Origin of the sequence: Pseudoalteromonas sp. Isolate6, from assembly GCF_022398435.1 — a bacterium.
In the GTDB taxonomy this organism is placed as follows: Bacteria; Pseudomonadota; Gammaproteobacteria; order Enterobacterales; family Alteromonadaceae; genus Pseudoalteromonas; species Pseudoalteromonas galatheae.
This window is the reverse complement of sequence record NZ_JAKEVK010000060.1, coordinates 1-23,408: the sequence shown is the minus strand read 5'-3', so window position 1 is coordinate 23,408 and position 23,408 is coordinate 1. Positions and strand designations below refer to the sequence as shown.

Here is a 23,408-nt window from a genome sequence, read left to right as displayed (position 1 = left end):
ATATAATACAACTGGTATAAGACAAAAATGCCGATACATCTGTATCGGCATTTCTATTTTAGAATAACTCTTCGTGAGTCGGTAGCGGCGCGGTATCGTCAAACGGTGTGCTGCTATCCGTATCTAATACGTATTTGGTCGGGGCTGTACCTTGCTCGAAATACTCAAACCGAGATGTGTAGTCGTTCTTACGAGACAAAAGTCCTGTCTTTAAGTCAATCCGAGTTGAAATAAGCCCTGGAGGCGGCTCTATCGGGGCCAAAGGCTGATCTTTAAGTGCCTCACGCATAAAGTCTATCCAAGCAGGTTGTGCTGAAATTGCCCCGGCTTCTGCGCCAACAAGTTGATTATCACCAAGGTTAGCGTTGTAGGCCGCACGACCCAAGGATTTACTCGCATCGTCAAAGCCAACCCAAACTGTGGTGAGGACGTTGCGGTTAAAGCCCGTAAACCAAGTATCTACAGAGTCGTTGGTGGTACCCGTTTTTCCAGCAAGGTCACGACGTTTTAACCATTGACCACGCCAGCCTGTGCCGCTCCAGCCCGTGTCGTGTTTCCAGCTACCGCCACCCCAGATAGCACTGTGAAGTGCATCGGCAATCAGAAATGCGTTTTGCTCCGAAATCACTTGCGGTGCACAGCGCTCAGGTTGTTCTTCCAGCTGCTGCTCGTCGCAGACTAATAACGGCTCTGCCGAACCCAGCTCGGTACCAAATGAGTCGGTAATTCTATCGATAAAGTACGGCTCAATGAGGTGACCGCCATTGGCAAAAGTGGCCATGCCGCGTGCCATTTCAAGAGGAGTTAATGCGGCACTACCGAGTGCTAATGATTCACTACGGTTAATATCTGCGTCTTGGAAACCAAATTTAAGCAAATGATCAGCGGCCTTATTTATGCCAACGCCTTTGATCAAACGAACCGATACCACGTTTTTCGATTGTGCGAGCGCTCGGCGAATACGGATTGGGCCGTTATACACTTCAGGGCTATTCTTCGGACGCCAAGCCACGCCAACGCTTCTGTCCCAATGATTAATCGGGGCATCATTAAGAATGGTGGCTAGGGTATAGCCATTTTCTAATGCGGATGAATAAATAAAGGGTTTGATGTTTGAACCCACCTGACGCTTAGCTTGGGTAGCACGATTGTATTGACTAAGCTCAAAACTGTAGCCACCCACAATCGCCTTTACACGCCCATCCTGCGGGTCAAGTGAGACGAGGGCACTGGATGCCTGCGGCAACTGACTTAACATCCAACCGTCGTCTTGTTTACGGACAAACACTTGCATACCTGGCGCGAGGATATCTGCGGTTGTTTTTGGTGGTAAGCTTTGACGCGTCTCACTGATGTATTGTCTGGCCCAACTTAAGCCTGACCATTCCAATGTAATTTGTTCACCGGTTTTTAAAAGTAGGTCAGCGGTTTTTTCTGTAATGCTTAGCACGACAGCGGCTTTTAACGGTCCAATTTCATTGACCTTTTTAAGGCGAGTAATAATGCCTTCATGGCTTAGCGGCGATTCCGTTTCAGCATGCCAATAGGTTTCTTCTGCGCCTCTAAAGCCGTGACGCATATCGTAGGCATGTAAATTATCAACTAATGCATGCTGAGCAGCCTGTTGCATGTCAGATTCCACACTAGTGTAAACTTTCATGCCTGAGTTATAAGCTTTATCAGTACCGTAGCGTTCGACCATATAGGCACGAACCATTTCGGAAATATAAGGTGCATACAGCTCGATTTCGGCACCATGGAATTTAGCTGTGATGGGAGCTTGAGTTGCCTCATCATATTCTGCGCGGGTAATATACTTTTCTGCAAGCATTCGTCCGAGCACAACATTACGGCGCAGCTGTGCGCGCTCAGGATTACGAATTGGGTTCAGCGCAGAGGGCGCTTTTGGCAGACCTGCAATCATTGCCATTTCTGCTAAAGTTAATTCTGACAGTGAGCGACCGTAGTAGACTTGTGCTGCGGCACCGATACCAAAGGCACGATTACCCAGTTCAATTTTGTTTAAGTAAAGTTCAAAGATTTCATCTTTCGTTAATAGCTGCTCTATGTGCAGTGCAATAAAGATTTCTTTTACTTTACGAATATAGGCTTTCTCTCTTGTTAAGAAAAAGTTTCTGGCAAGTTGCATGGTGAGCGTACTCGCTCCCTGCTTTTTTTGCCCTGTAGTGATGAGCACTAAAGCGGAGCGGACGATACCTATCGGGTCTACACCGAAATGATCATAAAAGCGATTGTCTTCTGTTGCTAAGAATGCTTTTCGCATGGGAAGTGGAACATCCTGCAAACGTACAGGGATCCTGCGCTTTTCACCAAACTGGTTGATGAGTTTCCCGTCTCGTGTAAAGACTTGCATGGGTGTTTGTAGCTGAACATCTTTCAAAACCTCTACACTTGGTATGTCAGATTTGACATAATAATAAAGACTGATAAGTGTCAACACGCCTAAGAGGGTACAAACAAAAACGAATTGTAAAAATCTTTTCAATAATTTCACGGAATTATCCCTAGTTAGACTCCCAATTACAGGTAGACACTGCTAGTATATCTTGATTAAAAAACGATTAATATTTTTGTGTGCTAAATTTTTATGGTACACAGTCTTAAAAGGAAACGGGCGCTTCACATGCTGAGCCAACTACTAAAAAAACAAGCACCTCTGATGATAGGGATCGATATCGGTTCTCATTGTGTCAAAGCGGTGCTGCTGTCGAAGACAAGTTCCAGCTACCGTGTAGAAGCCGTTGCGATTGAGCCTATTCCGAAAGGAGCTGTAAATGAAAGGGCCATTCAAGACATTGAAGCGATCGGCAACGCGATAACTAAAATGAAGCGGCGCATTCCAAAGCTCACGCAATATGCAGCAGTTGCCGTATCCGGTCAGACCGTGATTACAAAAGTGATCTTTATGGATGTGTCATTAACTGATGCTGAACTCGAGTCTCAGATAGCTATTGAAGCAGATAGCCTGATCCCTTACCCATTAGATGAAGTTAGCCTAGATTTTGAAAAAATTGGAGTAAATGAAGCTGATCCATCAAAAATGAATGTACTGCTCTCAGCGGCTCGCACCGAGAGTGTGCAGGCTCGAGTAGGTGCATTGGAAGAAGCTGGCTTCAAAGCGAAAGTTGTCGATGTAGAGAACTATGCACTGAGTAGAGCCATGGACGTTATTTATCCTGAGCTACCCAACGATGCCTTCGATAAAATCGTAGCAATGATAGATATTGGTGCAGTGCTTACGCTGATAAGCGTTATTCAATCTGGGAAAGCGATTTACACCCGTGATCAAGTCTTTGGTGGTGAGCAATATACCAATAGTATCGTTGCTTATTACAACAAAACTTACGATGAAGCGGAACTGGCTAAAACGACGGGTGATTTGCCGCCAAACTATACCTTTGAAGTCTTGGCTCCTTTCCAAACTTCTATGCTGCAGCAAATTCGCCGAGCGGTGCAAATGTTTATGACGACCAGTGGTAAAGATCATATTGACTACATTGTGTTGACGGGTGGAACAGCTTTAGTTGATGGCTTAGATAAACTGCTCATTGATGAGCTTGGGATCCATACAATAGTGGCCGATCCGTTTGCTGACATGGAGATTGCACCAAAGGTGGATAGGCATGTGCTGCAAAAACATAAAGCGCAGTTCGCCTTAGCTACAGGCTTGGCATTAAGGAGCTTCTCATCATGCCACATATAAATTTGCTTCCTTGGCGCGAGCAGCAAAGGCAAGCGTCGCAACAAATCTTTTTGACTATCATTGCGGTTATCATCGCGGCCTGCCTATTGATAATGTACATGCTTGGTAGTTTTTATGACGGCTTAAAAACCGGACAAGAAATTAAAAATCGCTATCTCGAAAGTGAGATCTCTCAACTAGATTCCCGGATAGTCGCGATTAACGACCTTAATAAACAAAAAGAAAATTTACAACGTCGTATCCGGCTCATAGAAGAATTACAACTAAATCGTAGCCTCGGTACACAAATTATCGATGAAATAGCGCGAGTGGTTCCGGCTGGAGTTTACCTCACCAGTCTTGAACGAAAAGACAATATGATCAAAGTCATTGGCCGAAGTGAATCAAACAACCGCTTATCGCAGATGTTACGACAAGTTGAATCTTCTTACTTATTAGAGCGACCAGTGATCCAAGGCATAGTTGCCGGTGAGCAAAGCTCAAAATTACTGAGTGATTTTACGATGCATTTTTATGTTAAGTCTCATGAAGACATCCACTTAGCCGATAAAGCGAAATAGGGCGGAGGCATAGTGCATGAATTTTGACTTAAACAGTTTAAAAGAAATAGATTGGAATGAGCTGGAACTCGACAACATCGGCCACTGGCCATTTCCAGTAAAAGTTTTATGTTCCGTTCTCGTTGTTTTGTTGATGATGATACTGGGTTATAACCTGATGGTTTCAAGTTCCATTGAGCGCTACGATCAAGCGGTTAAAAAAGAGCAGGAATTGAGAACGAGTTACCGAATCAAGTATGCAAGAGCAAACAATCTCGAGCTATACAAACAGCAAATGATTAATATGGAAGCGCAATTCACTGAGCTATTGAGACGATTACCAAGCTCCAATGAAACGCCAGGTCTACTTGATGATTTGACGTACGTTGGTACTTCAAGTGGATTAACCTTCCTAAAAATTGGCTGGATGCCAGAGGTGCGAAAAGAGTTTTATACCGAATTGCCGATTAAATTAGAGGTGATCGGCAAATATCATGAATTTGGTCAGTTTGTAAGTAAAGTATCTGAGTTACCTCGAATAGTCAGCCTACATGATTTTAGAATCGAAAATGCAGGAAACGGTGAGCTGGTATTTAGTGTTGTGGCAAAAACTTATCGCTATGAGCAAGGAGGTCAGAAATGATCCGACTAATGCTCTGCGTGACCACATTGATGTTCATCTCAGGTTGTAATGATAGCACGGCAGAACAAAAAGAATTTATTGATCAGGTAAAGGCGAGCTCAACGCCTAAAATCGAGCCTATCCCTGAGATGCAAAATTATGAGCCGTTTAAATATAGCGCTTCGGAGTTACGTAGTCCTTTCGTTGCGCCGCAGCCTGAAGTGATTGAAAATAAATTAGTTCAAATTAAAAACTGCTTACACCCAGATCCAGACAGAGATCGTTACCCATTAGAGAAGTTTCCGTTGGATAACCTACGTATGAAAGGCATTATTGCCAAGTCGGACGGCCGTTGGGCACTAATCGAAGCGGCGACGCAGGGACTATATCGTGTAAAACGTGGCGAATATATGGGCTTGTATCACGGCAAAGTTCTGAGTGTACAAGCTGATCATTTAGAATTATTAGAATTGATCCCAGATGGAACGGGATGTTGGAAAGAAAGGCTAACAAAATTGGAAATGTTAGAAGCGGAACAAGGTGGCACGAGTGAATACTAATAATAACGTTCTAAAATCAACCATTAAAAGCACTCGAACAATTTGGCGTTCCGTGCTCGGTGTTGCTTTAGTTGGCCTCTCGTCAATTGCGCATGCCATTCCTATGTTGTATGACATTCGCTATAACCCAGTGCCGACAGGGGAGACTCAGTTGCAGCTGGTGTTTGATGAAAAACTCAATACAGAGCCGAAAGTTCGTGTGGTTGGCGAAAGTGCCAGTATTGAATTGTTTTTCCAGCAGGCCGAATTTGAAGAAAGCTTAAAAGCATTGAGCATTAACAAAGCGGGTATTCAAGGCATTACCAGTGAACTCAGAGATGGTGGCTTTGCCGTTTCCATAAATATGGATGAGCTCAAGCTATATAAAACTGAGGTTAAGAATAACCTTGTGATAGTGGATGTGTCTAACAAGCCGATTGTCTCTGAACAAGATCAAAGTCAAAAAGTCACAGCATTTATCAATCAAATCCAAGCCATTGATTTTCGTCGCGGAGAGAGAGGCGAAGCTAAGGTCCTTGCATTCCTAGAGCACAACCAAGCGGCTATCGATGTTCAAGAACGCGGTGGCAAAATCATTGCAGATTTCCACCATATTGATATTGCAGAAGACCTGCTATACGAACTTGATGTGTTAGACTTTGGTACTGTGGTATCTCGTATTGAGACCTTTAAAGAAGAAAATAAAAGCCGCATCGTGATTGAGCCAAATGCGGCGTTCAAGTTTACCTATCAGCAGCTTGATAACATCTTTACGCTGACTATCGAAAAGGATGAAGGCAATAAAACCTTTGGCGATAAAAAGGAGTATAAAGGCCAGCCAATCACGTTGAACTTTCAAGATATTCCAATTCGTTCCGTATTACAGATCATCGCCGATACAAACAACTTCAACCTAGTAACGAGTGACACGGTGTCTGGCAATATTACTCTGCGTTTAGACGGTGTACCTTGGGATCAGGCTCTTGATGTTGTTTTACGTGTGAAAGGCTTAGATAAGCGTATGGATGGTTCTATTTTGATGGTTGCACCTTCAGAAGAACTGGCAGCGCGAGAAGCCAAAGAGTTACAAGCGCGCCAGCAAGTGGAAGAGCTGGAGCCATTATATAGCGAGTATATTCAACTTAATTACGCAAAAGCGGAAGAGTTTGCTGACTTACTCAAAACCGATATTAATTCTATTATTAGCCATCGCGGTAGTGTTTCCGTTGATAAACGTACCAATACATTACTAATTAAAGACACCTCGCGCAGTATTGAAAGTGTGCGCCGGATGGTTGAAACCTTAGATGTGCCAGTAAAACAGGTGCGTATTGAGTCGCGCATGGTTACTGTGGATGATACCGTGCAAGAAGACTTAGGTGTCCGCTGGGGCTTTAACGACCAGCAAGGTAGTGATGCTATATCTGGTACGCTGGAAGGCGCAGATGCTTTGTCCAATGGCAATATCCCGTCTTTGGAAAACCGCTTAAACGTTAATCTAGGCGTGAAAGGGGTTCCTGCTGGTAGTATTGGTATGCACATTGCCAAATTGGCGGATGGTACGTTGATCGATCTTGAGCTGTCAGCACTGGAGCAAGAGAACAAGGGTGAGATAATCGCGACGCCAAGCATTACTACGGCTAACCAGAAAAAAGCGCGTATAGAGCAAGGTACAGAGATTCCATACGTAGAAGCTTCGTCGAGTGGTGCCACGACAGTAAGCTTCAAAAAAGCGGTGTTAAGTTTGGAGGTGACGCCGCAAATCACGCCTGATAATAAAATAATTCTCGACTTAGTGATTACACAAGACACTAAAGGTGATACCGTGCAAACGCCGAATGGCCCGGCGACGGCGATCAACACCCAACAGATCCAAACACAAGTACTGGTCGAAAATGGTCAAACTATCGTACTGGGTGGTATCTATCAGCAAGAAGTGAAAACAGCAGTAAGTAAGATCCCAATTTTGGGCGATATCCCATATTTAGGTCTATTGTTTAAGAACTCTCGTGATATTAACGAAAAGCGAGAATTGCTGATATTTGTGACCCCCAAGATCATTCAAGACAGTTTATAGGCCCGTTGACAGTAAAAGTATTACGCTTTTTGCGTGGTTTGACTTGAAATTGTTCACGGATTACTGAGATAATCCCCTCCTTAATTTTGGGGCCAGGTCGTTAGGCGGGGTTTTATTTCAAATTTTAGAGTTCGTTTGTACTAAAAAGATATGGCTGAGAAACGTAATATATTTCTAGTAGGCCCGATGGGGGCTGGTAAAAGCACGATTGGTCGTCACATTGCAGATCAATTACACCTTGAATTTTTCGATTCGGATCAAGAAATTGAACGCCGTACTGGTGCTGATATTTCTTGGGTATTCGATATCGAAGGTGAAGAGGGGTTCCGCAAGCGTGAAGAAAGTGTCATCTCTGACCTAACAGAAATGCAAGGCATTGTGTTAGCAACGGGTGGTGGCTCTGTGATCAGCAAAGAAGTGCGCAACAAGTTGTCTGCGCGTGGTATTGTTGTTTACCTAGAAACGCCAATCGAAAAACAGGTAGCTCGTACTCAGCGTGATAAGCGTCGTCCATTACTACAAACCAGTGAAGACTCACGTGACGTACTGGAGCGCTTAGCCGATGAGCGTGAACCACTATATAGAGAAGTGGCAGATCACGTTGTTCGAACGGATGAGCAAAGCGCTAAAGTAGTTGCAAACCAAATTATTGAAAAATTAGATTTCTAATAACAACACCGTAGGAGGGAAGCCATGCTTGAATTAAAGGTTGATTTAAACGAGCGGAGCTATCCCATCTTTATCGGTGAACATCTCTTATCAGATGAAGGACGACTTAAGCAGTACGTTGGGCAGGGTCGTCCTGTTATCATCACCAACACCACCATCGCACCTTTATATTTAGGCAATCTATTGGCGATATTTGACGCTCAAGAGCCGCTATATTTTGTTATCCCTGATGGTGAACAATACAAATCACTTGAATGGTTTGAAAAGATCTCAGCCTTTTTACTTGAACACAATTGTGGCCGAGATACGTGTTTGATTGCCCTCGGTGGCGGCGTGGTTGGTGACTTAACTGGTTTTGTTGCTGCATGCTATCAACGCGGCGTTCCGTTTATTCAAATCCCTACAACTTTGCTGTCACAAGTAGACTCGTCAGTTGGTGGTAAAACAGCGGTAAATCACCCACTAGGTAAAAACATGATTGGTGCTTTCTATCAGCCAAAAGCGGTTTTTATCGATACCAAGACCTTAAGCACCTTACCTGCAAGAGAATTTGCTGCAGGTATGGCCGAAGTCATTAAATATGCTTTGATCTATGATGCATCTTTTCTTGATACATTAACCGATCGTCATTCTCAGCTCAGCGCACTAGATGCTGAAAGCCTTCAACAAGTTATTTATAAGTGCTGTGCAATAAAAGCTGAGATAGTCGCCAAAGATGAAACTGAAGCTGGGTTACGCGCATTACTAAACCTAGGCCACACTTTTGGCCATGCGATTGAAGCGCAAATGGGTTACGGTAATTGGTTGCATGGTGAGGCCGTTGCTGCAGGTATGATGATAGCTGCAAATCTGGCTTGTCAGCGTGGTGCGCTTAGTACTGCGGATGTTGAAAAAATCCGTCGCGTCATTGCGCTTTATCAATTACCAACAGAAGCACCAAGCGATATGACTGCAGCGCAATTTTTACAACATATGCGCAAAGACAAAAAGAACAAACAAGGCAAAATTCGCTTTATCCTGCCAACGCAACTAGGTCAATGCGCGCTGGTAGATGATGTGAGCGATGAAACCGTGGTAACTCTGATAGGTCGTTAAATGCAGTCGCAAATTTTACCAAGCAGAGCTGCATTGGTAGATAGAATTGCTATGCAATTCGACTATGGCCAAAACCTGATAACCTTAGTTGGCTCTTCTGGTCTTGGTAAAAGCTACTTAGCGGAATCGTTTCTAACCGATAAATACCCAGACTTTAACAAAGCATTTGTAAAGTTAACTGCAAATACCTCTGAGTTTGATGTGGTTCGCCAGCTGCTTGAGCATAGCTTTCGTAGTCCTCTCATTGATCAGAAGTTATCTCTAAGTGAAAACTTCATGTTGCTCCATGATGAGCAGGCTTGTGGACCATGCTTGTGGGTTTTAGACAATGTCCGACATCTGACGTCAGAACTTGTAGAGCAATTGCAAAAGCTCGCGAAATCTTCTCGCGAAACCATTTACATACTTGCTACGGCACAGCAGCCCTTGTTGCTCCCTGAAGGTTTAGATATTCATATCGAGCCTTTATCTACACTCGAAAGTAAGCGCTTGATGGGCATGTTTTACAAAGACTTACCGCCTGATGAAGATCCTATTTTTAATACTTTTGTTGCCGAAGCGCAAGGTAATCCGAGTGTTTTACTTTCTTGGCAGCCGCAGCAAGAAAGCTTGAACCTACGTGCACAAAGTATTAGCGCTTCTCATCGCTCACAATGGCAGTGGTATGTTATTGCACTTTGCTTAATGCTAACCGCGTTGATGGTCGCTTTAGTGTATAAGCAGGAATTAAAGCGATACTGGACACCGACTCAAGATAATGAAGAAACTGTCGCTACTGCTATTGATGCGCAAGCTGTATTTGAAGCGCCAAATGCTACAGTTGAAAAAGTTGAAATTGAAAACGACGTGCAACCAAAGCTGCCAGCCGAAGCGCCAACGCAAGCCGAAACCGCACCTGTTGGTAGTATTTTATCTGCACTAACCGAAGCGAAAGAAGATACTACAAACAACAATAACGTGTTATCAGAGCAAGCGAATGCAGCTGAAAAAGTCGATGTTGATGGTGCTCCTGCCACTTTAACACCAAAACCGGTGCCTCAACACATAGAACCTGAACCATTGACTGGAAACTCTTGGTATCTCAGTCGTTCAGATGATGAATGGGTGATCCAATTACTAGCGGTGACAGAAAGAGAAATTGCTGCAGGGTTTATGGCGGAGCATAACGAGGTAGTGACACAGCAGTTTACTGTCTTAAGAAATGGTCGGACTTGGTTTGTAGTTACTACTGATGCTTATGAGAATTTAGCGTCTGCCAAGCAAGCAAAGGCTGTATTGCCAGAAGCGCTACAAAAAGGTCAGCCATTTTTTAAGAGAGTGAGTAAAATTAAACAAGAAATTACTCAGTCTCTCGGTAATTAGCCACATTTAGTGTAAAATCGCGCAACCACTCACGACATAGAACGAGCATGCAACAAAAGACTAGAGCCTTCTTAAAATGGGCAGGCGGAAAATACAGCTTAGTAGAAGATATTTCTAAGCGCCTACAAGCAGCAAGTAATGATGCCGACACGCTAGTAGAACCTTTTGTTGGAGCGGGATCTGTATTCCTGAATACTCAGTTTAAGCACTATGTCCTAAATGACATTAACGCTGATCTTATCAACCTGTATAAAGAGTTGAAGCGTATTCCGGATGAATTTATTAGTGACGCTAAAAGGCTATTCGTCGAGCTGAATAACGATCCAGATGCTTACTACGCCTACCGACAACAGTTTAACGAAAGCATTGATGTGTACGAGCGTGCGATTCTATTTCTATATATGAATCGTCATGGCTACAATGGTTTATGTCGTTATAACTTAAAAGGTATTTTTAACGTCCCTTTTGGTAAATACAAAAAGCCTTACTTTCCAGAACGTGAGTTATATGTGTTTGCTGAAAAAGCCCAGTATGCCACTTTTACTTGCCAAAGTTACAGCCAAGTATTTGAAACCATTCCAAAGAACGCTGTGGTATATTGCGATCCTCCGTATGTGCCTTTGAGTAAAACTGCGTCATTTACTAGCTATGCGAAAGGTGGATTTAATTTAGATGATCAAGCACAGCTGGCGAACCTTGCGGAAACTGCGGCTTTTGAAAAGCAAACGCCAGTGTTAATCTCCAATCACGATACGGTGTGGACGCGAAAGATTTATAATCAAGCGAAGCTAGATGTGATCAAGGTAAAACGTACAATTAGCCCTAAAGGTAATGGACGGAATAAAGTTGACGAGCTAATGGCGTTATATCACCGTCCGTAATTTGCTGCGGCATAAAGGGCTAAGCCAACACTACACCATTTACAAACCAAATTAAGCCAATGACAAAGACGGCTACAAAAACGAGCCCGGCAAAAGCAAACGGCCAAAAATGCTTTTTGTTAAAGTCATATGCTTGTTTTTGACCACTCTGTACACCAAACATTGCTGCACATACACTTTGAACTAACGCGAGTTTACTATTGGAAGTAGCCATAGTATTTACCTTTTACCAGTTGATTGGCTCAACTGATATTAGTAGGGAGATGAAACTTTACTACTGCTTTGATTATCTTTAGAGCCAAGTAACAGCTCAAGCAAATCCAAATAATGGAATTGACCACTCGAACTACCGCCAGTCAACCATGCAGCCCAACTGGTGTGCGCTTCTTGCTGACACTCCACTGTATTCATTCGACTACTTAAATTGCTAGTGCTACAAGTGCATGCGGAGTAGTTTGCGGCAAGATTTTCATCATTGTCGAAAGAAAATACCCCTGCCGACACGGCTAATACCGCACCAAGCAGAGCAATCCGTGCTTTATATCTAGAAACCATAACCCTATCCCCAGAAGTTAGATATCTTATAATGATACACAATGTTCGTTTATTGCACAATCATAAAGAACCTTAAATCGCAGACATTTTGGGCAATTTACGGTACAGTAACGCGGTCTTACGTTTAGGGGAAAAGTATGTCTGATTTTTTAATTGCACCATCCATTCTATCCGCAGATTTTGCGAGGTTAGGCGAAGATGTTGAAAAGGTACTGACAGCAGGTGCCGACGTGGTTCATTTCGATGTAATGGATAATCACTATGTGCCAAATTTAACCTTTGGCCCAATGATTTGTGACGCATTAAGAAGTTACGGAATTACCGCTCCTATCGACGTACACTTGATGATAAAGCCAGTAGATAGCCTAATTCCCGAGTTTGCTAAAGCAGGGGCGAGCATTATTACATTTCATCCAGAGGCCAGCGAGCATATAGACAGAAGCCTTGCTTTGATTAAAGAGTCAGGTTGTAAAGCGGGTTTAGTATTTAATCCGGGCACGCCGCTACATTATCTCGATCATGTGATGGATAAAATTGATCAAATTCTATTGATGTCGGTGAATCCGGGCTTTGGTGGACAAAGCTTTATTCCACATACGCTTGAGAAATTAAAAGAAGCAAGGGCACGTATTGACGCTTCTGGTCGCGAGATCCGTCTTGAAGTTGATGGTGGTATTAAAGTGGATAACATTGCTGAAGTTGCAGCGGCAGGTGCAGACATGTTTGTTGCGGGTTCCGCTATCTTTAATCAACCCGATTACAAAGCGGTAATAGACGCCATGCGTCAAGAATTAGCAAAGGTAAAATAATGCGTTTTGAGGGTATTTTATTTGACCTCGATGGCACGTTAGTTGATAGCGTCGAGGATATGTATATGGCGCTCAATTTAACCTTGTCCGAGCTTGCTCATCCAATTGTTAGTCATGCTCTAGTGCGTGAATGGGTGGGTAACGGCATCGATATGTTAGTAAAAAGAGGCCTAAGCGGTAGCCATGAAGTTAGCGAAGCGCTATCGGACAGTTTAGCGCTCACTGCCATTGAACGTTTTAAAGTGCATTATGATGAATTAGTTGGTCAGTATGCGGGTTTGTATCCGCATGTTGAGACAGGGCTATCTGCATTTGCCACAGTGCCAAAAGCCATCGTGACCAATAAAAATCGTGCATTTACGCTAAAGCTGCTGGATAAATTAAATCTCACAGCGCATTTTGATTGTATCGTCTGTGGTGATGATACTGACAAGAAACCATCACCAGCACCGCTGTTGTTAGCTGCCGAGCGTCTAGGTATACCTGCGGATAAGCTAATTATGGTTGGCGATTCTAAAAGCGATATTTTGGCCGCTCAGGGCGCTAAGATACCTGTGATTGCTTTAAATTATGGGTATAATCAGGGATTCGATTTGAAAGAGTTCAATCCACAGTACCTTTGTGATGGATTCTTAGATATTATCCCCATTATCAATCAACGTTAATTCAATGAAGAAATAAAGGAACGACATGAGTAAACCTGTAGTATTAAGTGGTATTCAGCCAACCGGTGGTATGACAATAGGCAATTACGTAGGTGCCATTAACCAGTGGCTTAAACTACAAAACGATCATGATTGTTACTTTATGTTGGTTGACTTGCACGCCATTACGGTTCGCCAAGAACCACAGCAACTACGCGATCGTGTATTAGACGGCGTAGCGCTATATACCGCTTGCGGCATTGACCCAGATAAATCGTCACTATTTGTACAATCACAGGTTCCTGAGCATGCACAGCTAGGTTGGGTACTGAACTGTTATGCACAAATGGGTGAATTAAACCGCATGACGCAGTTTAAAGATAAGTCAGCAAAGCACGCCAATAACGTCAACGTTGGCTTATTCGCCTATCCGGTATTGCAAGCTGCGGATATTTTATTGTATCAAGCGGATCAGGTACCAGTTGGTGAAGACCAAAAACAGCACCTTGAGTTGACCCGAGACATCGCAACGCGCTTTAATAACCTGTATGGCGATGTCTTTAAGATCCCAGAACCTTATATTCCAGAGTTTGGCGCTCGTGTTATGAGCTTGCAAGATCCGAGCAAGAAGATGTCAAAATCAGACGAAAACCCAAATGGTTTTGTGATGCTGTTGGATGAACCTAAGAAGATAGAGAAAAAGCTGAAAAAAGCGGTAACGGATTCAGATGAGCAAGCACGGATTTACTTTGATCGTGTTGAAAAGCCAGGTGTATCCAACTTACTGACGCTACTCAGTGTTGCAACTAAACGCTCAATTGAAGAGTTAGTGCCAGAGTACGAAGACAAAATGTATGGTCATTTGAAGAAAGACACTGCCGATGCGGTAGTGAATATGCTTGAGCCTATTCAAGCGCGCTTTAAAGAAATCCGTGAAGATCAAACTCTGCTGAACGAAATCATGAAAAAAGGCGCGGAAAAAGCAAGTATTCGTGCCGAGAAAACGCTTAAAGCTGTGTATGACGCCGTCGGTTTTATTCCACGCGGTTGATAAAAACACAAAGAAAAGACACCATTTATGGTGTCTTTTTGTATTAAAAGGGGCGATAGCCCCTTGGCTTAAAGCAGATACTAGATATAAGAAAACCTTCCTGTTGAGTTCGTGATAAAATAGATTTATAACGAAGATCTTTACCCCAGTGGCGAATAGGCTGCTTGGTTCTTTTAGTGGTACCTACATGCTGTTGATGATTGATAACTATGATTCCTTTACCTACAACCTAGTGCAGTATTTTCAGCACTTAGATGTGGATGTGCTAGTAAAGCGAAATGATGAAATCAGCGCCTCACAAATCAAGCAGCTTAATCCTAAATATGTTGTGTTATCTCCAGGTCCTTGTAGCCCTGATGAAGCTGGGATCTCGCTTGAAGTCGTAAAACGTCTACAGGGACAAATCCCTATTCTCGGCATTTGCCTAGGTCATCAAACTATCGCACAAGCTTTAGGTGGCAAAGTCATTCGAGCAAAACAAGTGATGCATGGTAAGACGTCTCAAGTGCACCATAACAACATAGGCGTATTTCAAGGCCTGCCATCACCATACGAAGTATGCCGTTACCACTCTTTGGTTGTTGAGCAAAGTAGCTTACCAAAGTCTCTAGCCGTAACGGCTTGGACACAGACACAAGAGGGGGAGCGTGATGAAATTATGGGGCTCTTGGCATCCGATAGAGCACTTGAAGGTGTGCAATTTCACCCAGAAGCTATCCTCACGGAACACGGCTTAGCATTACTTGATAACTTTATAAAACGCTTCTAAAGTTTAAACAAAACCAACAGGATTTCGCCTAAGTGTTATACATCCATATTCACTGCGCTTTTGCTGGTTAGACTGGTTTTTGATACATAACTTTTTGATTCTATTGTGCGCAATATCAAATCATAATATTGCTTTTACTGGTATAATGTTAGTCAGTAAGACGATTCTGTTGAGTGCTTAACTCAGTATTTTTCTTTTAGATAAGTAGCATGCATGACGCAAGAAAATAAGCAAATTAGAATGGCACAAGCGCTATCCGAGCGTGCCCATGACCTTCTTATCAGCCTCAACTTTGCGCAAAAGCAAATAGGCTATATCCACACGTTTGATATTAGCTACGGTGAGAATATCGCCCAGCGCACTATGCTAGAGGTGGAAATTGCTGCGGCTGCCAAACGACAAGAAAGTAGTACAAGTCATCACAAATATATTGCTAAAGCGAGTAAGCATCTACATTCCGTTATCGAAGAAGCTATCACAAAGCAGCTGCATGACCTTGATAATATCTATCATGAAGTGATTGGTATTCAAGACTCCGTTCCTGCGATCTTAGATATTCTTGCCGTGCGCTCAGCTTCGGTTGGGCGTTTAGAGCCTTTGGTCAATGACTTAAGTTGGTTGGGTCGTGAGCTGGTTTCGCTAGTCAACTTGCCACAATATCGCAAAAAAAACAGCAAAGGTACGTCTATTAAGGTCGACACGCCGGCATTAGCTTTAAGGTATTTAGGCCTTGAGAACTTGCAAATGGTCATCCCGACAATGGCGGTGAGACATTGGATGCCGCATGCTACAGAACCATTTGGTTTAATGAAGCGTAAATTACGCGAGCTGAGCATGAGCACGGCTATTGCGGCAAAAGAACTGGCGCCATTTTTTGGGGTAAAAGAGCAACATGCATTTACTTTGGGCATGTTACTGGAGCTTGGGAAAGTGGCCTTGATCCGTCTTTATTTACGGACCTTCGAAAAGGTATGGCAAGCCAAGGTACAAATAGCACGAGACAAAAAGCAAAAAGACCTACACACCGCATTAATGGAGTTATCTCCTGATCCGTTATTTTTACGTAACTTGTTGATTGAACACTCGGCAGAGATTTCACGTAAGTTAATTGAAAAAATGGAGTTACGTTATTTGCCCTTTAATGCCGTCATGGAAGAGTATGCGCAAACTTATCTACCTAATGCGCATAAAAACATTACCGACCCACTACCTTTGACGCAAGTGATGCAAAAAGCCTATGGCTACGGACAACTACTTGTTTTAAAAGATAGTCAGTTGATTGAAGACGATGAAGCGGAAATTTTGCTCAATCATTTGGAACTTACCGAGGAAATGCGTCAACAGCTGGCAAAATGTGCGTTCCATAACCTACAGTTGACGATTTTGTAAAAAAAATTGAAATTTTTTTTGCGACTATTCATTCAAAACCTAATCTTAAATGATCTGTGCAAGGCTGCACGGTGCTTGCTTTGCCCTAAATATCTGCCCTAGATAGTTATTCACTTGAGTTGAGAATATATGTTAAACCCTTGAATACTAAGGGCTGAGAACGTGGTATAAGTGAGACAAATAGCGCTTTTTCTGGAATAATGAGCGTATGAATTTTGTGCCATCAAGGGGCGGGTCAAAATACATAGCACCGAATTGGTGTGAATAAATATCCTATCAAGTGGCGGCTACACGCCGACCTCCAAAGGGAAATGACTCCTTGTTTGCACTTTCACTCACCAAATATGAGGAAATAAAATGACTATCAATCGTGAATTGTTTGACGACGTAATGGTACCTAACTACGCACCTTCAGCGGTAATTCCAGTGAAAGGTGAAGGTTCTCGAGTATGGGATCAGGAAGGTCGTGAGTACATCGACTTTGCTGGTGGTATCGCAGTTAACTGTCTAGGTCATTGTCACCCAGCTTTGGTGGGCGCGCTTAAAGAGCAAGGCGAAAAAGTTTGGCACCTTTCTAATGTGATGACGAATGAGCCTGCACTACGTTTAGCGAAAAAGCTAACCGATGCGACGTTCGCAGAAAAAGTCTATTTTGCAAACTCAGGTGCAGAAGCGAACGAAGCGGCGCTTAAACTAGCACGCCGTTGGGCGCTTGATAAATTTGGTGCTGAAAAGTCACAAATTATCTCTTTCAACAAAGGTTTCCACGGCCGTACTTTCTTTACTGTGACCGTAGGTGGTCAAGCTGCATACTCTGATGGCTTTGGTCCAAAGCCGGGCGACATCGTTCACACAGACTATAACGATTTAGCTGCATTTGAAGCGCTTATCTCAGACAGCACTTGTGCCGTGATGATGGAGCCGCTACAAGGCGAAGGTGGTATCATTTCACCAACTGCTGAGTTTGTAAAAGGTGTTCGCGAGCTGTGTGACAAGCACAACGCGCTACTTATTTTTGATGAAGTGCAAACAGGTGTTGGCCGCACTGGTGACCTGTATGCATACCAAGGTTTAAACGTAACGCCAGATATTTTAACAACGGCTAAAGCACTTGGCGGTGGTTTCCCTATCGGTGCGATGATCACAACAACTGAGATTGCAGCACACCTAAAAGTAGGTACTCACGGTTCTACCTACGGTGGTAACCCGCTGGCGTGTGCGGTTGCAGAAGCGGCATTTGACACAGTAAATACAACAGTAGTACTTGATGGCGTAAAAGCAAAAGAGCAGCTATTCCGTGAACTACTAAACGGCATCAACGAAAAGTACAACGTATTCAAAGAAGTACGTGGTAAAGGTCTATTGCTTGGTGGTGTGGTCACTGAAAAGTACGAAGGCAAAGCAAAAGAATTCTTAGTTGAAGGTATCAAGCAGGGCGTGATGTCACTCGTTGCAGGTGCAAACGTAGTGCGTTTCACTCCGTCTCTTGTTATTCCAGAAGCTGACATCCGCGAAGGGATGGCACGCTTCGAAAAAGCCGTTGCTGCGGTAGTTGCTAACAACGCTTAATACTGGTTGCAAGGTCACCTTTTGGTGGCCTTGTTGTTATCCACATTTTTGAGGAGTAAGCGGGCTCATGATGATCCTTCGCCCAATCCAAGAAAGCGATTATCCAGCGCTTTTAAACATTGCTCACGAATCAGGCCACGGTTTTACCTCTTTGCCTGTAAACGAAGAGCTATTACAGAAGAAGATTGCACGCTCTGTTGCTTCATTTGGTAAGCAAGCAGACAAGCCTTTTGATGAAGGTTATTTATTTGTATTAGAAGATACTGAAACAGGCGAGGTGGTTGGTACCAGCGGTATCGAAGCTGCGGTTGGTTTAGATGATGCGTTTTATCATTATCACCTAAGCAAAGTGATCCACTCTTCACGCACACTCGATGTTTATAAAGCAGTGGATATTTTAACGCTATGTAACGACTACACTGGCGCGACTGAATTATGCACCCTGTTTTTGAAAGATGGCTATCGCAAAGGCGCAAATGGCAAACTGTTGTCTCGCTCTCGCTTTATGTTCATTAATCAACATCGTGATCGTTTTGCTGAGACTGTTATCGCGGAAATGCGTGGTGTTTCTAACGAGCAAGGCGAAAGTCCGTTCTGGCAATGGCTTGAAGAGCACTTCTTCTCGATGGACTTCCCGACAGCGGATTATCTAACGGGGATCGGCCAAAAGGTCTTTATTGCTGAGTTAATGCCTAAGTATCCAATCTACGTAAATCTGCTTAGTAAAGAAGCACAAGCGGTGATTGGTGAAGTTCACGATAATACACGTCCTGCTATTGAGCTATTAAAGAGCGAAGGTTTCACATTTAATGGTTATGTTGATATCTTCGACGCGGGTCCAACGGTAGAAGCAAAAGTGGGGAATATCCGCACGGTTCGCAATAGTGAAACTCGTACTGTAAAAATAGGCGAAAGCAACGGTGGATTCCCTGTTATGGTCGCAAATGGTAAACTTGTTGATTATCGCGCAGCGGTAATCGAGTTAGCCCTGACTGATAGCAATGAAGTAACGCTTGCTCCACATGTTGCCGCGGCGTTAAAAGTTGAAGAAGGCGATCAAGTAAGCCTAGTAAAGATTTAAGATTGGGAACAGATTATGACAACACATGCAGCACAACTAATAAATGGTGAGTGGATTGCAGGACAAGGCGCAAGCTTTAGCTCTGTAAACCCAGCAAACAACGACGTTATTTGGAGCGCAAACGCAGCGACTGCTGAGCAAGTTGATGGCGCAGTAAAAGCGGCTCGTGAAGCTTTCTATTCATGGAGCGACATGAGTTTTGAAGCGCGTTTAGAAATTGTTAAGCGTTTCGCTGAAGTACTAAAAGAAAATAGTGAAGAGCTGGCCATCGCAATAGCTAAAGAAACGGGTAAGCCACTTTGGGAAACTCGTACAGAAGCGGGTGCTATGGTAGGTAAAATCGCGATTTCTGAGAAAGCCTATCAAGAGCGTACGGGCGTTGTTGAAAACCCAATGCCAGTTGGCCGTGCTGTGATCCGTCACAAGGCACACGGTGTAGTTGCTGTATTTGGTCCATATAACTTCCCTGGCCACTTACCAAATGGTCATATCGTACCTGCGCTACTAGCTGGTAACACGGTTATCTTTAAGCCGTCTGAGCTTACACCTTATGTTGCTGAGCTAACGCTTAAATACTGGCAACAAGCAGGCCTTCCTGCTGGTGTTATTAACCTAGTTCAAGGCGAAGTTGAAACAGGTAAAGCACTTGCGTCACACGCGGGTATCGACGGCTTATTCTTTACTGGTTCTTCTCGTACGGGTCACTTGCTACATGAGCAATATGCAGGTCAACCAGGTAAGATCTTAGCGCTTGAAATGGGTGGCAATAACCCACTTATCGTAAAAGACGTAGCGGATACCAAAGCGGCAGTACACGACATTATTCAATCTGCGTTTATTTCAAGCGGTCAGCGTTGTACTTGTGCTCGTAAGCTATTTCTTCCTGCAGGTGAACAAGGTGATGCAATCCTTGAACAACTGATCAAAGCAACGAAAGCGATTAAAGTGGGTAACTTTGACGATGCAGATCAACCGTTCATGGGGTCAATGATTTCAAATGCAGCAGCTGCAGGCATGGTAAAAGCACAGCAACAGCTTGTTGAGTTAGGTGGTGAGTCGCTTATAGAGCTAACGCACACAGAAGGCACAGGCTTTGTGACGCCAGGTATCATCGAATGTACTAATATTGCAGACTTCCCTGATGAAGAACACTTTGGCCCGTTATTAAAAGTATTCCGCTACACAGACTTTGACGCTGCAATCGAAAAAGCGAATGAAACAAGCTTTGGCTTATCAGCAGGTCTGCTTGGCGACAACGAAGCGGATTACGATCGTTTCTTACGTCGTATTCGCGCAGGTATCGTAAACTGGAACCGCCCAATCACGGGTGCTTCAAGTGCTGCTCCGTTTGGTGGTATTGGTGCGTCAGGTAACCACCGTGCAAGCGCATACTACGCGGCAGATTACTGTGCATACCCAGTAGCATCCGTGGAACTAGAAAAGGTAACTTTACCTTCTAGCTTGAGCCCAGGTTTATCTTTGGATTAAAATATCAATATTGAGGTTTACTCAATAAAAATTGAAAAGAAAAGCAGCTTCGGCTGCTTTTTTGTGTCTAGTTGACTACAAAGGTAGCAATCGAAAAAACTTTCTGCTTAAATCAATAGGAGATGTCTTTGATAGGTTCGGGTGAGCAAAGTATGGTTTTAGATAAACAAGGGTACGATGATTTAGTCATGTATTTGACGCAAAACTTAGCCTTGTTTGAGAAGTCTGGGACGGTAGAACCAGGGGCTCCAACAGTCATGGAATTAATCGAAGATGTGATCGCCGAAAACGTTATTCGTATATGCGAGCAACACTCTGAGTTGTCTACAGAGCAGCGCAGTATGATTGTGCGTGAGGTGGACGGCATTGTGTACGACTTACAAGAAGTGCTATCAAGCGTCGTGGATAGACGTGTCACCGTAGAACAAAAAGAGTTTATAGAAGAGTTCGCAGGTTTGGTTAAAAACCTGTTTGATTCTGCTGTATAGCTTGGCACAATCACTATCGACAGTGTAAACAAACACACTTAGAGGCAATTCTAGGTTTAAGATACACCGCCATTTGGCGGTGTTATGCTTTATAGAGGATAACTATGTTAGCTAGCGTAAAATGGGTTGAAGGAGATACCTTTATTGGTCGCTCTGCGTCGGGACATAATGTGGTATTTGATGCCGGTTCAGATAGTGCAGCGCCAAGTCCAATGGAGATGGTATTAATGTCAGCAGGGTGTTGTTCGTCAGTCGATGTCGTCAGCATTCTACAAAAGGCACGTCAGGATGTGACCGACGTGGAAGTAAAATTAACCGCAGAGCGCGCAGAAAGTGCACCTCGGGTTTTTACCAAGATCAATTTACACTTTGTGGTGAAAGGGCGCAATGTCTCTGAAAAACACTTAGAAAGAGCTGTAAGTTTATCCGCCGAAAAGTACTGTTCGGTGGCATTAATGCTTGAAAAAGCAGTAGAAATTACGCATAGCCATGAAGTAGTTGAAATTGACGAAAAATAACGCTTTTTCATAGCGCTATTTTCGTATAAAATCCGCGAACTTTTGTTTCTGCAGCGCAGATTTTTTGTATTAAGGTGGGTCTATCGTGAACAAGCCCTTTGATAAAATTAAACTCCATGGCTTTAACAACTTAACTAAGAGTTTAAGCTTTAGCATTTACGATATTTGCTACGCCAAGACCGAGCAGCAACGTAAAGAATATCTAGAATACATCGATGAACAGTACAGTGCTGATCGTTTGACAGATATTCTAAAAGACGTAACGGATATTATCGGTGCGAATGTACTGAATATCGCACGTCAAGATTATGAACCACAAGGGGCAAGTGTGACGATCTTAGTATCAGAAGAGCCTGTTGAACAACAGACTTTTGATAGCAACGAAGCACCAGGTCCACTACCTGATTCCGTGGTCGCGCATTTGGATAAGAGTCACATTTGTGTTCATACTTATCCTGAAGCACACCCTGATGATGGTATCTGTACTTTTAGAGCGGATATCGAAGTTTCAACGTGTGGTATTATTTCGCCACTTAAAGCGCTTAACTTCTTAATTCACTCTTTAGAGTCAGATGTGGTAACGATTGACTATCGTGTTCGTGGATTTACTCGTGACGTTAATGGTGTAAAGCACTATATCGACCACGCAATTCACTCGATCCAGAATTACATGACGGAAGATACTAAAGACGCATACCACATGGTAGACGTAAACGTGTATCAAGAGAACCTATTCCATACTAAGATGATGCTTAAGGAAACAGACCTAAATGCGTATCTATTTGGAATTAGCACTGAAGACTTGGATGCAGAAGAAGAGGAAGAAATTCGTCTTAAGCTGAATCGTGAAATTCAGGAAGTGTTCTACGGTCGCAATTTACCAGAAACTGAATAATCAGCGGTAAATTAAGGTATTAAAAAAGGCGCGCAAGCGCCTTTTTTAATGTTTGAAGTTCCTTGTTAAGTCATCATATAAGCGCATAGAGCACGACAGTACCGCTTATAGAGTGACGGTTACAAAGTACTAAGATTCACTTTCTAATTCCTCGTCTGGCGTATCAGGGCGCTGACGCTCGACAAAGATGGTGGCCAGTAGAGTGGTGACTACACAGGAAAGTAAAATCGACTTTAGGATTTCGTAGTTATGATATATCAAACCCCAGCTCCAGAATTGTTTGGCGGAGCTTTCATCTATACCTAAAAATTCTAAATTACTTATGACATTTTCACCAAGAGCTGCCAAATCTACTATTATAAAGCCATAGAATATGGCATACAGCAGAGGGTCTGCATGTGTCATATAAATTGCTCGCCAATTATCTGGGTTAGTCAAACGAATATACCGCAAAGACCACCTTAACCTATGTTTAAGCAATACTAAAGTAGTTACATCTAATATCAAGTGTGTTCCGAATATTAGATTATTTACGTAAAAGGCTTGGAGCCCATTGGAATTTAGCGAAAGGAAATACATGACAGCTAAGTATTCAATAGCCATCATCAAAAATAATAGCACTGTTATGTGCTTTATATTCTCCA

General features: G+C 43.3%; 24 protein-coding genes. 20 read left to right on the top strand and 4 right to left on the bottom strand.

Annotated elements, in window-relative coordinates:
• Positions 1 to 58 precede the first annotated feature (58 nt).
• Positions 59 to 2,515, bottom strand: coding sequence for a PBP1A family penicillin-binding protein (locus L1D50_RS10695; RefSeq protein ID WP_138522718.1), 2,457 nt, complete (start codon positions 2,513 to 2,515; stop codon positions 59 to 61).
• 129 nt (positions 2,516 to 2,644) lie between these two features.
• On the opposite strand from L1D50_RS10695, the gene L1D50_RS10690 reads away from it, so the two are divergent.
• The 9 genes from L1D50_RS10690 (at position 2,645) to L1D50_RS10650 (ending at position 11,508) form a co-directional block, all read left to right on the top strand.
• Positions 2,645 to 3,724, top strand: a complete 1,080-nt coding sequence (locus L1D50_RS10690) for a pilus assembly protein PilM (protein ID WP_128728884.1) — start codon at positions 2,645 to 2,647, stop codon at positions 3,722 to 3,724.
• The gene (locus L1D50_RS10685; protein ID WP_239966029.1) at positions 3,712 to 4,284 is read left to right on the top strand and encodes a PilN domain-containing protein; all 573 of its coding nucleotides are present in this window, start codon (positions 3,712 to 3,714) and stop codon (positions 4,282 to 4,284) included. The genes L1D50_RS10690 and L1D50_RS10685 overlap by 13 nt, the downstream gene beginning before the upstream one ends.
• A 16-nt stretch (positions 4,285 to 4,300) precedes the next feature.
• Positions 4,301 to 4,906, top strand: coding sequence for a type 4a pilus biogenesis protein PilO (locus L1D50_RS10680; RefSeq protein ID WP_239966028.1), 606 nt, complete (start codon positions 4,301 to 4,303; stop codon positions 4,904 to 4,906).
• Positions 4,903 to 5,445, top strand: coding sequence for a pilus assembly protein PilP (locus L1D50_RS10675; RefSeq protein WP_138522720.1), 543 nt, complete (start codon positions 4,903 to 4,905; stop codon positions 5,443 to 5,445). Before L1D50_RS10680 ends, L1D50_RS10675 begins: the two co-directional genes overlap by 4 nt.
• The gene (locus L1D50_RS10670) at positions 5,435 to 7,501 is read left to right on the top strand and encodes a type IV pilus secretin PilQ family protein (RefSeq protein ID WP_128728880.1); all 2,067 of its coding nucleotides are present in this window, start codon (positions 5,435 to 5,437) and stop codon (positions 7,499 to 7,501) included. The genes L1D50_RS10675 and L1D50_RS10670 overlap by 11 nt, the downstream gene beginning before the upstream one ends.
• 150 nt (positions 7,502 to 7,651) lie before the next feature.
• Entirely contained in the window at positions 7,652 to 8,170 is a 519-nt protein-coding gene (gene aroK / locus L1D50_RS10665; protein WP_010607062.1) for a shikimate kinase AroK, read from the top strand.
• Between the two features lie 24 nt (positions 8,171 to 8,194).
• Entirely contained in the window at positions 8,195 to 9,265 is a 1,071-nt protein-coding gene (gene aroB, locus L1D50_RS10660) for a 3-dehydroquinate synthase (protein WP_239966027.1), read from the top strand.
• The gene (locus tag L1D50_RS10655) at positions 9,266 to 10,627 is read left to right on the top strand and encodes an AAA family ATPase (protein ID WP_239966026.1); all 1,362 of its coding nucleotides are present in this window, start codon (positions 9,266 to 9,268) and stop codon (positions 10,625 to 10,627) included.
• A 47-nt stretch (positions 10,628 to 10,674) separates the two neighbouring features.
• Positions 10,675 to 11,508: a Dam family site-specific DNA-(adenine-N6)-methyltransferase gene (locus tag L1D50_RS10650; protein ID WP_239966025.1), complete on the top strand. Its 834-nt coding sequence runs from the start codon at positions 10,675 to 10,677 to the stop codon at positions 11,506 to 11,508.
• Positions 11,509 to 11,527: 19 nt separating this feature from the next.
• Here the strand turns inward: L1D50_RS10650 and L1D50_RS10645 are convergent, their stop codons facing one another.
• Together L1D50_RS10645 and L1D50_RS10640 are read right to left on the bottom strand one after the other, a co-directional pair.
• The gene (locus L1D50_RS10645; protein WP_239966024.1) at positions 11,528 to 11,722 is read right to left on the bottom strand and encodes a DUF2970 domain-containing protein; all 195 of its coding nucleotides are present in this window, start codon (positions 11,720 to 11,722) and stop codon (positions 11,528 to 11,530) included.
• Positions 11,723 to 11,760: 38 nt separating this feature from the next.
• Complete coding sequence (locus L1D50_RS10640) at positions 11,761 to 12,063, bottom strand: hypothetical protein (protein ID WP_128728875.1); 303 nt, start codon at positions 12,061 to 12,063, stop codon at positions 11,761 to 11,763.
• Positions 12,064 to 12,200: 137 nt separating this feature from the next.
• Here L1D50_RS10640 and rpe point away from each other — a divergent pair, with 137 nt between their 5' ends.
• The 11 genes from rpe to speD all read left to right on the top strand — a co-directional run bounded on the left by rpe (position 12,201) and on the right by speD (position 22,764).
• Positions 12,201 to 12,872, top strand: a complete 672-nt coding sequence (gene rpe, locus L1D50_RS10635) for a ribulose-phosphate 3-epimerase (RefSeq protein ID WP_239966023.1) — start codon at positions 12,201 to 12,203, stop codon at positions 12,870 to 12,872.
• Positions 12,872 to 13,537 (top strand): HAD-IA family hydrolase, encoded by a 666-nt coding sequence (locus L1D50_RS10630; RefSeq protein WP_138522730.1) that lies wholly within the window; start codon positions 12,872 to 12,874, stop codon positions 13,535 to 13,537. The genes rpe and L1D50_RS10630 overlap by 1 nt, the downstream gene beginning before the upstream one ends.
• A gap of 25 nt (positions 13,538 to 13,562) precedes the next feature.
• Positions 13,563 to 14,567 (top strand): tryptophan--tRNA ligase, encoded by a 1,005-nt coding sequence (gene trpS / locus L1D50_RS10625; RefSeq protein WP_039494036.1) that lies wholly within the window; start codon positions 13,563 to 13,565, stop codon positions 14,565 to 14,567.
• A gap of 187 nt (positions 14,568 to 14,754) precedes the next feature.
• Entirely contained in the window at positions 14,755 to 15,336 is a 582-nt protein-coding gene (locus tag L1D50_RS10620) for an aminodeoxychorismate/anthranilate synthase component II (protein ID WP_239966022.1), read from the top strand.
• Between the two features lie 213 nt (positions 15,337 to 15,549).
• A complete protein-coding gene (locus L1D50_RS10615) occupies positions 15,550 to 16,725 on the top strand; it encodes an HDOD domain-containing protein (RefSeq protein ID WP_128728871.1) in 1,176 nt (391 codons plus the stop codon).
• 357 nt (positions 16,726 to 17,082) lie between these two features.
• Positions 17,083 to 18,294, top strand: a complete 1,212-nt coding sequence (locus L1D50_RS10610) for an aspartate aminotransferase family protein (protein ID WP_239966021.1) — start codon at positions 17,083 to 17,085, stop codon at positions 18,292 to 18,294.
• A 67-nt stretch (positions 18,295 to 18,361) separates the two neighbouring features.
• On the top strand, positions 18,362 to 19,375 hold the full coding sequence (astA, locus tag L1D50_RS10605; RefSeq protein WP_010368879.1) for an arginine N-succinyltransferase: 1,014 nt from the start codon (positions 18,362 to 18,364) through the stop codon (positions 19,373 to 19,375).
• A gap of 15 nt (positions 19,376 to 19,390) precedes the next feature.
• The gene (astD, locus tag L1D50_RS10600; RefSeq protein WP_239966020.1) at positions 19,391 to 20,863 is read left to right on the top strand and encodes a succinylglutamate-semialdehyde dehydrogenase; all 1,473 of its coding nucleotides are present in this window, start codon (positions 19,391 to 19,393) and stop codon (positions 20,861 to 20,863) included.
• A gap of 152 nt (positions 20,864 to 21,015) precedes the next feature.
• The gene (locus L1D50_RS10595; protein ID WP_171040194.1) at positions 21,016 to 21,351 is read left to right on the top strand and encodes a DUF3802 family protein; all 336 of its coding nucleotides are present in this window, start codon (positions 21,016 to 21,018) and stop codon (positions 21,349 to 21,351) included.
• A 104-nt stretch (positions 21,352 to 21,455) separates the two neighbouring features.
• A complete protein-coding gene (locus L1D50_RS10590) occupies positions 21,456 to 21,869 on the top strand; it encodes an OsmC family protein (RefSeq protein ID WP_010607074.1) in 414 nt (137 codons plus the stop codon).
• Positions 21,870 to 21,954: 85 nt separating this feature from the next.
• On the top strand, positions 21,955 to 22,764 hold the full coding sequence (speD, locus tag L1D50_RS10585; RefSeq protein ID WP_128728867.1) for an adenosylmethionine decarboxylase: 810 nt from the start codon (positions 21,955 to 21,957) through the stop codon (positions 22,762 to 22,764).
• A 129-nt stretch (positions 22,765 to 22,893) separates the two neighbouring features.
• On the opposite strand, the gene L1D50_RS10580 is transcribed toward speD, so the two are convergent.
• The coding region (locus L1D50_RS10580; protein WP_239966019.1) for a hypothetical protein at positions 22,894 to 23,408 on the bottom strand (515 nt) is incomplete at its 5' end.